The following is a 13,308-nucleotide window of genomic DNA, read 5'->3' as shown; positions in this document are numbered from 1 at the left end:
ATCCCGCCGGCCCCTTTCGTCATTCCGCGGCCGGCTTGACGGTCATTCCGCAGCCAGTTTGCCGACGCCCCGCGCCACCATCGCTGCACGATAGGCATGGTCGGGGGTCGGCGCGTTCCCGCTCCAGGGCATGACCCGCACAAGGCAGGTCTGAGCGGCGCAGCCCTGTCCCAGCTCGGACGTGGGAATGTCGTTGGTCAGCACGTTGGGATTGCCCGACAGCTCCAGCCCGTCGCCATCGGGCGTGAACCAGGCGCCCGTGGGCAACAGCACGACCCCCGGCCGCACGTCGGCACTGGGGGCCGCCGCGGCGAGGCAGGCGCCGCGGGCGTTCCACACCTTCACCGCCTGCCCCTCTGCCAGCCCGAGCCGCGCGGCGTCGTCCGCATTCATCCGCAACCGCTCGCGACCGTCATGCTTTTGCGCGACGCTGTAGTCGGCCGCGTCCAGCTGGCTGTGCAGCTTGCCCTGGGGTTGCGGGGTCAGCAGGTGGTAGAAGCCCTGCGCCTCGGCCTCGGGGCTCAGCCATTCCTCGGGCGGGAGCCAGGCCGGGTGCGGCAGGCAATCCGCATAGCCCCAGCGGGCAAGGCTTTCGCTGCCCAGCACGATGCGCCCGCTTTCGGTACGAAGCGGCGCGGCCTGCGGGTCGGCGCGGAAGCTGCGCAGGAAGGCGGTGTCGGCCGTGGTCGGGATCTCGACCTGTCCGGCCTCCCAGAAGTGTTCGAAGGCGGGCAGGTCGACCCCCAGCCGATCGCGCGCATCCTCGCGCGTCAGGTCGTAGAGATGACGGATCCAGCCCATCTCGTCGCGGCCCTCGGTGAAGGCGGGGGCGACGCCCAGATGTTCGGCCAGGCCCGAGAAGATCTCGTAATCCGACCGCGCCTCGCCCAACGGGGCGATCGCGCGGTGCATCGCGACCAGCAGGTCGGACCGGCGGTTGCCCGCGATGTCGTTGCGCTCGATCGAGGTGCTTGCCGGCAGCACGATGTCGGCCCTGAGCGCGGTCGCCGTCCACATCGGATCCTGCACGATGATCGTCTCGGGGCGCTGCCAGCCGCGCTCCAGCCGGTTCAGGTCCTGGTGGTGGTGGAACGGGTTGCCGCCGGCCCAGTAGACAAGACGGGTGTCCGGGTAGTGGTGGGCGCGGCCCTCGTATTCGAAGGGCTGCCCGGGGTTGAGCAGCAGGTCGGTGATCCGCGCGACGGGGATGAAGGCGGGGCAGGCCTCCTCGAGTTTCGACATGGCGGGCGAGCGGGTCAGCGGGACCGGCGCGCCGACGCCCCCAAGCGAGCCGTAGCCGAAGCCCGCGCCGCCCCCCGGCAGGCCGATCTGGCCCAGCACGGAGGCCAGCGCCACCGCGGCCCAGAACGGCTGTTCGCCGTGGCGGGCGCGCTGCAGGCTCCAGCTCATGGTGACGAAGCTGCGGGTGGTGGCCATCTCGCGCGCAAGCGCCCGGATCGCCGCGGCATCGAGCCCGGTGATCGCCGCGGCCCAGTCCGCGGTCTTCTCGGTCCCGTCGTTGCCGCCTGCGAGGTGGTCGAGGAACAGCGCGCTGCCGCTGCACTTCTCGGCCAGGAAGGCGGCGTCGTGCAGGCTGGCGCGCACCGCCTCTTGCGCCAGCGCAAGCAGCAGGGCGGTGTCGGTGCCGGGCTTGATCGGCCACCATTCCGCGCCCACCCAGTCGGGCAGGTCGTCGCGGCGCGGCGACAGATGGACGACGCGCACCCCGCGCGCGACCAGCTGGCGCAGGTTCCGCGCCAGCGCGTGGCGGCCGATCCCGCCGGCCTCGTTCTGCGCGGTACGCGGATCGAGCGCGCCGAAAACCAGGAGCGTGCGGGTGTGGTCGGCCATCTCGGCGAAGGTCGGTGCCCGCCCGTCACAGGCGTCCGACGACCCCAGCACATGGCGCAGGATCACCGGCCCGGCGGCGATGGAATAGGTGTCGACATGGCCGGTATAGCCGCCGACGAGGTTCAGTACCCGCTTCAGCAGGGTCGAGGCGTGGTGGAACCGTCCGCAGCTGGTCCAGCCGTAGGAGCCCGCGAAGATCGAGGCGTTGCCGTGGTCATGGCGTACCCGGTCGATCTCTTCCGCAACCAGCCTCAGCGCGGTGTCCCAGTCGACGGGGACGAAACGTTCCCGCCCGCGTCCCGCCCGGTCGCTGGCCACGCGGTCCTTCAGCCAGCCCTCGCGCACCATGGGGTGCAGGATGCGCCGTTCGGGATCGGTCCAGCCGGTGACAGAGCGGATGATGGGCGAGGGGTCGGGATCGCCCGCGAAGGGCTCGACCCCGGTGATGACGCCGTCCTCGACGAGAATCGTGTAGGTGCCCCAATGGCTTGCGTGGGGGACGCGGGTAACGGTCATCGTGACGGACTCCCTCGGGTGATGGTCAGATCAGGGCCTCGATCAGGAACGGCCCCTTGCGGTCGCGCGCGGCGCGGAACAGGTCCGCAAACGTCTCGGCGGTTTCGGCGCGGGCGGCTTCGACCCCCATGCCGCGGGCCAGCGACACCCAGTCGAGGATCGGCGCGTCAAGGTCCAGCATGGACCGCGCATTGCGCCCCGGCGCCCCGGCCCCGACGTTCTTCAGCTCGCCGTGCAGGATCTTGTAGGTGCGGTTGGCGAAGATCACGACCAGCACGTCCAGCCCCTCGCGCGCCATGGTCCAGAGCGCCTGCAGCGTGTACATCCCGCTGCCGTCTGCCTGCAGGGCAATGACCTTGCGGTCCGGGCAGGCGATGGCGGCGCCCACGCTCATCGGAAGGCCCTCGCCGATGGCGCCGCCGGTCAGTTGCAGGAAATCGTGGGGCGCGGCGGCCTGGGTGTGACGGTAGAAGCCGCGGCCCGAGGTGATCGCCTCGTCGCAGACGATGGCCTGCTCCGGCATCAGCGCACCAAGACAGGCGCCGATGCTGTCGGGGGTCAGCGCGCCGGTCGGCAGGGCCGGGGCCTCACGCGCCGGGATCCGCGGCGCGGTACCGGGCGGCAGGCCGAGGGCCCCGGCCAGATCGGCAAGCGCCGCCTCGGCATCGTCGCCGGCGCCCGCCAGCGTGATCACCTCGCAGCCCTCGGGCAGGGGGGAGCTGGGCAGGCCGGGATAGGCAAAGAACCCGACCGGGCTTTTCGCCCCGACAAGGATCAGGCGGCGGGTGCGGGCGAAGCGTTCGACCGCCTGCGCGACGACATAGGGCGCGCGGTCGAGGGCGATCCGGCCCTGTCCGCGGGCCATCCGGGCATTGGCCTGCTGCGCCAGCACGATGACGCCGGTCGCCTCGGCAATCGCCCCGGCAAGGCGCAGACCCGCCTCACGCACCGCCCCGCCGCCCAGCAGCAGGATCGTCTCGTCCAGATTTTCCCGCAGCGCCGCCGCCGCGGTGGCCACGGTGGCACTCTCGACGCGGGCGGCGGCCTCGGGCCGGGCGATCACCGGGTCCTGCGGGGCCGCCTCGGTCCAGGCCGCATCGGCCGGCAGGATCAGGGTCGCCACGCCGCTTTCGGGATGGCGGGCGGCGGCGATGGCCTCGGCGGCCTTCGCGCTCATGTCCGAAGGGCCGGTGGCGCGGCCGACCCAGCGCGACATCGGCCGGGCTAGCCCCTCAATATCCGAGGTCAGCGGCGCGTCGTAGGGCAGGTGGTACGACGCATGGTCGCCCACGATGTTGACCACCGGCATGCCGGCGCGCCGCGCGTTGTGCAGGTTCGCCAGCCCGTTCGCCAGCCCCGGCCCGGTGTGCAGGAGCGTCGCCGCCGGCTTGTCGGCCATCCGGGCATAGCCATCGGCCGCCCCGGTCACCACCCCCTCGAACAGCCCCAGCACGCAGCGCAGCTGGGGCTTGCGGTCCAGCGCCGCGACAAAGTGCATCTCGGACGTGCCGGGGTTGGCAAAGCACACGTCGACATCGTTGGCCAGAAGCGTGTCACACAGCAGATCGGCACCGTTCATTCTGTTTCCCCGTTCAGGTTCGTGGCGAGTTTCCCGAGCTCGGCAAGTTCGGCCCAGCTGTCGCCGAGCCGGTCGACGAGGACACGGAAGCAATCGTATTTGCGCGCGGCATAGTCGGCGAGGGCGCCTCCGGCGGGCGGAATGCGGCGGCGCGCGCCGGCCTGCCAGCCCTCGGTGGAATGGCCCAGCACGGTCGCGGCCAGCGCCCCGAGCCCGCGCAGCCCGACATGCGCCGCGTCACGGATCTCGACCTCGGCGCCAAGGACGGTGGCAAGGAATTCGGCAAAGGCGCGGTCTGCCGCCAGCCCGCCGCCAAGAGCCAGCGGCTCGGTCAGGTGTTCGGCCAGGGGGGCGCCGGAACCTTCGCCCCCGGGCCGCATCATCTCGTGGCTCATCCGGGCGATGAAGGCGAGGCTTTCGCGTGCCGCCCAGGCGATCTGGGCGGGTGTGGTATCGCCCTTCAGGCCAAGAAGCGCGCCGCTGGCCCGCGGGTCGGTGACAGGGGCGCGCTCGCCGCCACGCTCGAAGAACGGGTGAAGGACAAGACCAGAGAGCGCCTGCGGCACGGTGTGATCCGCGCCCCCTGCGCCGAGGTTCTGCGCGACGTGGCGAAACAGGTTGGTGCCGTTGAAGCTGGGGTGAAAGCACAGGTAGCCGGGCCCCAGCGCCAGCGGCTGGATCATCGCGCCCGAGGGTTTCGCCCGCATCCGGCCCGGGTCGTCCAGCCGGCGCAGGTGGATCGCGCTGGTCCCGAAGATGGAACAGCGCGCCACGCCGCCCGGCAGCCCGACCCCCAGCCCCAGCGCTGTCGACTGTACGTCGCCGGGTCCCAGGATCACCGGCACGCCCGCGGGAAGGCCGGCACGGCGGGCCGCCGCCTTCGACAGGGGCGTGACCGTCTCGGCCACGGGCCGTAGCGGCGGCAGAAGGGCCGCGCCCCGGATCAGACCCAACGCCTCTTCCGGCGTGGTCGAGACTGCGCCGGTGCGCCAGTCGCCCCAGGTGTTCAACAGCGCCGTCGGTTCTGCCATCAGCACGCCGGTCAACTGGCAGAACAGCCATTCCTTGAGGCGCAGGGCATGACGGATCCGTGCGAAGCGGGGCGGGTCGTGGCGCTGCATCCACAAGAGTTGCAGGCTGGCCGATGCCGGCGTCGGGCGCGCACCGGTGACGGCCTCGATCCGGGCAAGCGCCTCGGACATGCCGGGCTCGTCCATCAGCGATCCGCTGCGTCCGTCCAGCCATGTCAGCGCGCGGCCGACCGGGGCAAGATCCTCGTTCAGCGGCCAGAGCCCGTCGCCCTGCGCGGTCAGGGCGATCCCCTCGACACGCCCGCCTGCCGCTGCGACGGTGGCGCGCAGCACCTCGAACATCTGTTCGGAGGCGCGCGCCATGTCCTGTTCGACCCGCGCGCCCGTGCGGTGCAGCGCGTCGTTTGGCGCCTCGGCGATATGGCGCAGGCTGCCGTCCAGCCCGAAGGCCGCCGCCTTGACCGACGTGGTGCCGGAATCGACGCAGAGGATGAGCCCGTCCATCGTGGTGCCCTGTCGGTCAGGAGGCCTGGCGCAGCCCCTCGGTCACGGCCTGCGGCTGCTGGCCATAGGTCTTGAACCGTTCCAGCACATCGGCCATCTGCGCGGCCGACAGGATCGGCGGCTCGATCCCGGTCTGCAGGCAGTTGAGGTAGAGCGTCGCCATCTCCTCGACCGAGACGGCCAGCGCCAGCGCGCGTTCGACCGAGACATGCGCGGCGATCACCCCGTGGTGCGCCATCAGGCAGGCCCGGCGCCCCTCGAGCGCCCGGATCACCACGTTCGCCAGCGCCTGGCTGCCGAAGATCTCGTAGGGGGCGCAGCGGATATTGTCGCCGCCGGCGCCGGCGATCGCATAGTGAACCGCCGGAATGTCGCGTTCGAGGATGGAGACGGTGGTTGCATTGGTCGAATGGGTGTGGACCACGGCGTTAAGGTCGGGCCGGGCCTTCAGGATGTCGCGGTGAAAGCGCCATTCGCTGGAGGGCTGGACCTCGCCCGCATAGGTCGCGTCCCATCCCATCTGGACGACGTGCCCGGGCTCCAGCTTGTCATAGGGGATGCCGGTCGGCGAGATCAGGAAGCCGTCGCCATGGCGCACGCTTATGTTGCCGGAGGTGCCCTTGTTGATGCCGAGCGCGTTCATGCGGCGGCAGCTGTCGATCACGAGGGTGCGGAGGCGGAGTTCTTCGGTCATCTTCTGGATCTCACTTCGCGGGATAGAGCGGCGGCTCGCCGGCCAGGATGCGGCCGATGTCGCCTGCGATCATGGTGGCGGCCTTGCGGATGGAATAGATCGACGCGCCCGCGATATGGGGCGAGAGCGTGACATTGGGCAGCTGCAGAAGCGGCATGCCCGGGGGCGGCGGCTCGGGCGTGAAGGTATCCAGCGCGGCGCCCCGCAGGTGGCCCGAGACCAGCGCGTCGTAAAGCGCGTCATAGTCCAGCACCTGCCCGCGGGTGGTGTTCACGATGTAGCTGCCGGGCTGCATCGCCTCGATCTGCTTGCGGCCGATCATGCCCACCGTCTCGGGCGTGACGCGGGGATGCAGGGTCAGGACGTCGGCGGTCGCGACAAGCTCGTCGAAGGGCAGCTTCTCGATCCCCAGTGCGCGGTCGGCATCCGTCAGTTCCTTGAACGGGTCCGAGACGACGATGCGACAGCCGAAGGGGGCCAGCAGCCGCGCCACGCGGGTGCCGATATCGCCGTACCCCACGATGCCCACGGTCAGCTCGCACAGTTCGGGCCCGGCATTGTCGCTGTGGTAGAAGTCGCGCCGGAATTCGCCGCTTTTCACCGACAGGTGTCCCCGCACGAGGTTGCGGGTCTCGGCCAGAAGTGCGGCCACGGTGAATTCCGCCACCGCCGAGGCGTTGCGGCCGGGCGTGTTGATGACCTCGATCCCGCGCGCGCGCGCCGCTGCCATCTCGATGTTCACCGGGCCGCCGCGGGACACCGCGATCAGCCGCAGGTCGGGCGCATGGGCAAGGCTTTGCGCGGTGATCGGCGCAAGGTGTGTCACGAGGATGTCGAGGCCCGACAGAAAGTCGAAATACGCCTCGGGGCGGCCCACGAACTCGGCCACCGGCAGGTCGGGGTCGTGCTTGGTCGTCTTCAGCCGGAGCGGCCAGTCAAGCTCCATCTCGGTGAACTCGGCCGGGCGCTCGCCCAGCATCTCGGCCAGCGCCTTGCGGAAGAACGGCGGGCGCATGAAGCCGTCGCCGATGATGCCGATGCGCAGCGCCCGCGCGCTGATGTCCTGAAAGATCACGTCTCCTCCTCCGCCCTTTCGCGGGCCGGGTCTTGCGTGCCGGCGTCGGCACCGAATTCGCGCAGGATCTCTGCCGCGTGCTCATCCAGCCGCGGGGGTTTCCGGCGATAGCTGGCGGGGGTGCGCGACAGCTTGATCGGGCTGCCCGTGCCGCGGTACTCGTCGATGTCGACGATCATCCCGCGATGCCGGGTGTGCGGATCGTCGACCACCTGGTCGAGGCTGCGCACCTGACCGCAGGGCACGCCCGCGGCGATCAGCGTCTCGGCGATCGCGGCGCAGTCATGGGCGGCAAGGGCGGCTTCCAGCTCCACCTTCAGCGCGTCGCGGTTGACGTTGCGCGCGGCGTTCGAGGCAAAGCGCGCGTCGCCGGGCAGATCCGGCCGGCCGATCTTGTCGCAGAGCGTGGCGAACTGGCGGTTGTTGCCGACGGCAAGGAAGATCGGCTCGCTTCCCGTCGCATAGGCGTCGTAGGGGCAGATGTTTGGATGGGCGTTGCCCTGGCGGCCGGCAGGCTTGCCCGTCAGGTAGTAGTTCGGCAGCTGCGGGTGCAGAAGCGAGACGCCGCAATCGTAAAGCGCGCTTTCGACGAATTGCCCCTTGCCGCTGCGCGACCGCTCGTTCAGCGCCATGAGGATCCCCAGCGCGGCGTTCAGCCCGGTCACCATGTCGACCACGGGCAGGCCCACGCGCAGCGGGTCGCCTCCAGCCTCTCCGTTCACGCTCATGATCCCGCAGGAGGCCTGGATCGCGGCGTCATAGCCCGGCCGCCCGCCATAGGGCCCGTCGGCGCCGAAGCCGGAGACACGGCAATGCACTAGTTCCGGAAAGCGGCGCGACAGTTCCTCGTTGCCGATCCCCCATTTCTCCAGCGTGCCGGTCTTGAAGTTCTCGATGAAGACGTCGGCCCCGTCGAGCAGGCGCAAAAGCAGCGCGCGCCCCGCTTCCTGCGACAGGTCGATCGTCATGCCGCGCTTGTTGCGGTTCAGCCCGAGGAAGTAGCTTGCCGTCTCGTCAAGGAAGGGCGGGCCCCAGCCACGGGTCTCGTCGCCCTGGGGCGGCTCCAGCTTGATGACGTCGGCGCCGTGGTCGGCAAGGATCTGGCCGCAATAGGGGCCGCCCAGCACGCGGCTTGCGTCGATCACGCGCAGACCTGCAAGGGAGCCGGGGCCGGTGGTTTCGGTGGTCATTTGTGCAACGCCTCTTCCTTCTGGAGAGCGCCCGCCTCAGCCGTCTCGGCGCGAAGCGTGTCGGCGAAGGCGGGGTAGGTCTCGGACAATTCGCCCAGCACGCGGCCGCGCAGCAGGGCGAGGGTTTCGGCGTCGGGCGGCGGGGTGACGGCGGGGCTATCGTCGGCCTGGAAGGTGAAGCCGGTGGCCGCCCGCACCTCGGACAGGTCGTGGCCGGGGTGGATGCTGCGCAGGCGGAAGCCGGGCCGCCCGGGATCGAAGTCGAAGAGCGCCATGCTGGTCAGGAGCGCCTTCGGCCCGCCGGTGCGGTAGACGCCTTCTTCGCTGACGCCCGGGGCCGAGATGAAATCGACCTTGTCGACCAGCACCCTGGGGCTGTGCTCCTCGCGGAACAGGATCACCCGGGGCACGGTGAAATAGAGGTAGGCCGAGCCGAAGGAGCCGGGCCAGCGCACCTTGCTTTGCGGATAGGGGCCCGCCCCGACGAGGTTGACGTTGCCCCGCCCGTCGATCTGGCCGCCGCCGAGGAAGAAGGCGTCGATCCGGCCCTGGCCCGCGCAATCGAACAGTTCGACCGAGCCGTTGGTGAAGAAGTTGTGCTGGACGGATCCCAGGATCGACAAGCGCACCCGCGGGTCGCCGTCGCGTTCGGCCAGCGCCCGGCAGAGCATTGCGCCCGCGGCCGGGATCGGGGAGGAGGCGCCGACGGCGACGTGCCGGATCCCGCGCAGCAGGCCGGCAATGGTGTAGATCAGCGTCTCGCGCGGTGTGGCGGGCGCCGTGCTCGGGGGCGCGTCGGGGGGCGTGGTGAGGGCGGAAGACATCAGGCCATCTCCCCCACGATCGCAGTCATGTAATCGGCGAAACCTTCGGTGCTGCGGGCGGCCGCGGCATAGCGCTTGAGCTCTGCCGTGTCGGGGCCGTATTCGCCCCAGAGACCGTAGGGACGGGCGCCCTTCGGCGCCACGGCGATCTCGTCGACATAAAGCGCGGGCAGGGTGCCGGCGGCCATCTCCTCGGTTTCCAGAAGCGGGCGGTCGCTGATGCGTTCCACGGTGACGATGGTCAGCTTCGCGGCATAGGCCATCGCGGCAAGCTCGCGCCGCCGGCCAATCCAGACATTGCCCAGCCGGTCGGCGACCGGGCAGTGGAAGATCGCCACGTCCGGCACGATCGGCGGAATCAGGGCGACCGGATCGCCGCCCGTGCCAAAGGGGTTGTCGATCACCCTCCAGTCGGGCCGGTTGGCCAGCACATCGGTGCCGATCAGCCCGCGCATGGCGGTAAAGGGCGCGCCTTTCTGCGCCGCCAGCAGGCCCGCGTGGATCGCCGGACAGGTGGCGTCGCGCAGGTCGATCGCGCCGTCGCGGACCGCACGGTTGAAGCAGGGGGCGCCGCCGGCCTCGCCCAGCGAGACGGCGCTGGTTTCCACCAGCCTGACCTTGCCCGCGCCGATCAGCATGTCGACCTGCAGGCCGCCGGTCGGCACGCAGACCAGGTGCAGGTCGTCGCCTCCATGGCGGATCAGCGGCAGCGTCATTGCCATGGAAACACCGGCATAATCCACCGGAAGCGCCAGACAGGCGCCCGTCGGGACAAGTTCCGCAAGACGGTTGAGCTCCATGCCAGCCTCCCTCCAACATGTTCTGAATTATAGAATAACGTTCTAAATAGTAATCTAGGTCGTTATGGTCGGGTCTGTCAAGCTTGGACGCAGCCGGAGAAGGCAGCCGTGTCAGGGGAGGGCATGAGGGCGGAGGCCTGTGAATGTGTCGGACAGGCGCGATCCGGGCGCCTCACGCTCTCGGCGATGTGCTGGAAAACGGCGATATGCTTGCGGCAGGCCCGGCGTGTGCCCCTGATCTCGCCGCGCCATGCAGGGCCGCGGCCGATGCGATCTGGCCCCGGGGGGAGAAGCGCGCAGGGGGCAGCAATTGCCCTGTTACGCCGATTGCACGCTGCTGCACGGGGGAATGGCGCGCGCAACATCACGGTGGGGCGTCCGCCGGGCTTCTACACCGTCGCGATGCTCAAGAGACGAGAAGGTGCGGCTGTATCGCTTGCCAAAGGCCCTGCACTTCGCGCGACAGATCCTTGCAGAAGGCCTGCGCGACCAGAGAGACCGGGCGCAAGGCGGGGGTCAGGATGGACAGGCCGCTGGAGATTCCGGGTGCGAACCTTCGAAAGACGACGTCCGGCCCGGTCACCGGGCTTTGCAGATAGCTGTAGGCGGTGACCATGTCGCAGATCATGTAACACTGGCGGGCGGCGACAAGCCTCAGCCCCGGCTGGAAGGTGCGCAGCTCGAAGCGGCGGCGAATTCTGCAGCCGCGCATCGCAAAGGCCTCCTGCGTGCGGCGAAAGCTCGGGTGTTCGGCAAAGAGCGTCGCCATCGGCCGGTCGTCGAGATGTTCGGGCGTGATCGCAGAACATTCCGCAAGCGGGTCGGACCTCGGGACAGCGCAGAGATAGTCGAACTCGAAATCCTCCTGGCGCACCGATCTGCGCGGCGCAGGCGTTTCGGCAAACCCGACGTCGAACTGCTGCGAGGCGATCAGATCCTCGATCACCGTTGACGAACGCATCATCAGCGAGGCCTCGACCTCCGGCTTGTCCGCGAGGAACTGCGCCAGCACGCCGGGCAGGAAGATCCCCGCGGCGGCGGGGTGGCAGGCGATCCTGATGCGCCCGTGCTCATGCGCCGCAAGGTTGCGCAGGCTGTTCCGCGTGCGATCTATGCGGGCCAGGATCGCCTCCGTCTCCTCAGCGAAAAAGATCGCCTCGGGCGTTTCCTCGAACCGGCCCGGGGTGCGTTCGAACAACCGAAAGCCCAGCTCTGCCTCCAGCCCCATGATCATGCTGCTCACGGCGGGCTGCGTCCGCCCGAGATTACGCGCGGCCTCGGAGATGGAGCGGCAGCGCATGACCTCGCGGAACGTTTCCAGCTGGCGGACGGTCAGGTTCATGGTTCCCCATAAGATTGATTTATGGATATAGCGATATTTTCAATTTGCCTCTATGGGTAAGTTTTCGTCAAGTCTCCGGATCGGACCGCAAGAGTCCGCAGCAGGGAGACGCCATGGAACGGGTCGCGAAATATGTGCTGACGGCATTGATATGCGCCGTCGCCGCCGGACAGTTCGTCCAGGTCATCACGCGCTATGTCCTTCAGGTCCCGGTCATGGGGATGGACGAGGCGATGCTTTATCCCACGATGTGGCTTTACATCCTGGGATCGGTGAATGCCTCGCGGGAAAACTCGCACATCCGGGCGAACGTGCTGGAGATCTTTCTCAAGACGCCGCGGCAGCACACGATCCTGGCGATCGTGGCCGATGCCCTGAGCCTGATCATCGGTCTGTGGCTGATGAGCTGGGCCTGGAGCTTCAGCGAATATTCCTGGCGGGTCTGGCGCACCAGCGCGACGCTGTATCTGCCGACTTTCTATGCCGACATCTCGCTGGTTCTGGGGATGGGGCTGATGATGCTGTTCACCCTGATCCAGCTTGGCCGCCATGTCCGCGTCCTGCGCCACCCCGAGCTCATGACCGACGAGGCCCAGCATGGTTGAGGTCGCCCTTCTCGCAATCGCGGCGCTTGTGCTGCTGCTGACCCTGGGGGTTCCGCTGCCCTACTGCTTCGGCGGTGCGCTGATGGTGATGTACTTCGTCGGCGACGTCATCATGAAGGGCAACATCCTGTGGGGGATGCAGCAGCTGGGCAATCCGGTCCTGCTGGCCATCCCCCTGTTCGTGCTGGCCGGAACGATCATGTCCGAAAGCGGCATCGCGGCCAGTCTTCTACGCTTCGTCAACGCCTTCGTCGGGCATATCCGGGGCGGGCTGGGGGTGGTTGCCGCGGTGTCCTGCGCGGTCATCGGGGCGATCTCGGGCTCGGGCCTGACCGGCATCGCGGCGATCGGGCCACTGCTGATCCCCGAGATGGAAAAGCGCGGCTACCCGCGGGAATACGCCACCGCGCTGATCGCCAACTCGTCGATCCTGGGCCTGCTGATCCCGCCGTCGGTGACGATGATCCTGTACGGCTGGGTGACCGACACCTCGATCCTCGCGTGCTTCCTGTCGACGCTGCTGCCGGGCCTGTTGATCATGTTCAACTTCTCGGTCGTGAACCTCTTCATGGCGCGGAAGTTTCCGCTGGTGCTGGACGACAAGCCCAGCCTGTCGGACCTGTCGGGCGAGATCGCCAAGCGCGGCTTCAACGCCTTCCCGGCGCTGATGATGCCGATCATCATCCTCGGCGGGATCTACGGCGGGGTGATGACCCCGACCGAGGCCGCCGCCGTCGCGGTGGTCTATTCGATCCCGGTGGGCTTTCTGATCTACAAGGGCCTGCGCTGGAGCAACTTCCTGCTGGCCGGGAAGGAAGCGGCGACCGCCGTGGGCACGATCATGATGATGATCCTGTTCTCGATGATCTTCAGCCAGATGCTGGTCTACGAAAGCGTGCCGCAAAAGCTGGTCGGGGCGATCTTCGAGATCACGCACAACAAGATCGTCCTGCTGATCCTGGTCAACCTCCTGCTGTTCTTCGTCGGCATGGTGGTGAACGACGCCACCGCGATCATCCTGATCGGGCCGCTGCTGCTGCCGCTGATGAACGCGATCGGGGTCAGCCCGGTGCAGTTCGCCGCGATCATGGGGGTCAACACCGCGATGGGCGGGGTGACGCCGCCCTATGCCTCGATCCTCTATCTCGGGGCGCGGATCGGCAAGGTGAAGGTCACCAAGGTGATCCGACCCGCGATGATCCTGATCGTGACCGGCTATGTCCCGGTGGTGTTCCTCACCTCCTTCTGGCCGGCCCTCTCGACGTTCCTACCCAGCTTTTTCGGCTACTGACAATAA

The 13,308-nt window shown here is 68.8% G+C and carries 11 protein-coding genes; 2 read left to right on the top strand and 9 right to left on the bottom strand.

Annotation, left to right across the window (positions count from 1 at the left end):
- Positions 1–42 precede the first annotated feature (42 nt).
- The 9 genes from CVV76_RS14110 to CVV76_RS14070 form a co-directional block, all read right to left on the bottom strand.
- Positions 43–2,367 carry a molybdopterin-dependent oxidoreductase gene (locus CVV76_RS14110; protein ID WP_102225310.1) on the bottom strand — a complete coding sequence of 775 codons (2,325 nt, stop codon included), beginning with the start codon at positions 2,365–2,367 and terminating at the stop codon, positions 43–45.
- Positions 2,368–2,392: 25 nt separating this feature from the next.
- On the bottom strand, positions 2,393–3,946 hold the full coding sequence (locus CVV76_RS14105; RefSeq protein ID WP_102225309.1) for an acetolactate synthase large subunit: 1,554 nt from the start codon (positions 3,944–3,946) through the stop codon (positions 2,393–2,395).
- The gene (locus CVV76_RS14100) at positions 3,943–5,481 is read right to left on the bottom strand and encodes an FGGY family carbohydrate kinase (RefSeq protein ID WP_102225308.1); all 1,539 of its coding nucleotides are present in this window, start codon (positions 5,479–5,481) and stop codon (positions 3,943–3,945) included. Before CVV76_RS14100 ends, CVV76_RS14105 begins: the two co-directional genes overlap by 4 nt.
- A 16-nt stretch (positions 5,482–5,497) precedes the next feature.
- Positions 5,498–6,175 carry a class II aldolase/adducin family protein gene (locus CVV76_RS14095; protein WP_102225307.1) on the bottom strand — a complete coding sequence of 226 codons (678 nt, stop codon included), beginning with the start codon at positions 6,173–6,175 and terminating at the stop codon, positions 5,498–5,500.
- 10 nt (positions 6,176–6,185) lie between these two features.
- On the bottom strand, positions 6,186–7,250 hold the full coding sequence (locus tag CVV76_RS14090; RefSeq protein ID WP_233192918.1) for a 2-hydroxyacid dehydrogenase: 1,065 nt from the start codon (positions 7,248–7,250) through the stop codon (positions 6,186–6,188).
- On the bottom strand, positions 7,247–8,440 hold the full coding sequence (locus tag CVV76_RS14085) for a CaiB/BaiF CoA transferase family protein (protein ID WP_102225306.1): 1,194 nt from the start codon (positions 8,438–8,440) through the stop codon (positions 7,247–7,249). Before CVV76_RS14085 ends, CVV76_RS14090 begins: the two co-directional genes overlap by 4 nt.
- Positions 8,437–9,264 carry a CoA transferase gene (locus tag CVV76_RS14080; RefSeq protein WP_102225305.1) on the bottom strand — a complete coding sequence of 276 codons (828 nt, stop codon included), beginning with the start codon at positions 9,262–9,264 and terminating at the stop codon, positions 8,437–8,439. The genes CVV76_RS14085 and CVV76_RS14080 overlap by 4 nt, the downstream gene beginning before the upstream one ends.
- On the bottom strand, positions 9,264–10,064 hold the full coding sequence (locus CVV76_RS14075) for a CoA transferase subunit A (RefSeq protein ID WP_102225304.1): 801 nt from the start codon (positions 10,062–10,064) through the stop codon (positions 9,264–9,266). The genes CVV76_RS14080 and CVV76_RS14075 overlap by 1 nt, the downstream gene beginning before the upstream one ends.
- Before the next feature lie 406 nt (positions 10,065–10,470).
- Positions 10,471–11,406, bottom strand: a complete 936-nt coding sequence (locus tag CVV76_RS14070; protein WP_102225303.1) for a LysR family transcriptional regulator — start codon at positions 11,404–11,406, stop codon at positions 10,471–10,473.
- Between the two features lie 113 nt (positions 11,407–11,519).
- Here CVV76_RS14070 and CVV76_RS14065 point away from each other — a divergent pair, with 113 nt between their 5' ends.
- Both CVV76_RS14065 and CVV76_RS14060 read left to right on the top strand, forming a co-directional pair.
- Complete coding sequence (locus CVV76_RS14065) at positions 11,520–12,011, top strand: TRAP transporter small permease (RefSeq protein ID WP_102225302.1); 492 nt, start codon at positions 11,520–11,522, stop codon at positions 12,009–12,011.
- The gene (locus CVV76_RS14060; protein WP_102225301.1) at positions 12,004–13,302 is read left to right on the top strand and encodes a TRAP transporter large permease; all 1,299 of its coding nucleotides are present in this window, start codon (positions 12,004–12,006) and stop codon (positions 13,300–13,302) included. The genes CVV76_RS14065 and CVV76_RS14060 overlap by 8 nt, the downstream gene beginning before the upstream one ends.
- Positions 13,303–13,308: the final 6 nt, after the last annotated feature.

Source organism: Acidimangrovimonas sediminis, assembly GCF_002871005.1.
GTDB classification, from domain to species: Bacteria; Pseudomonadota; Alphaproteobacteria; order Rhodobacterales; family Rhodobacteraceae; genus Acidimangrovimonas; species Acidimangrovimonas sediminis.
This window is presented reverse-complemented; position numbering and strand designations above follow the sequence as displayed.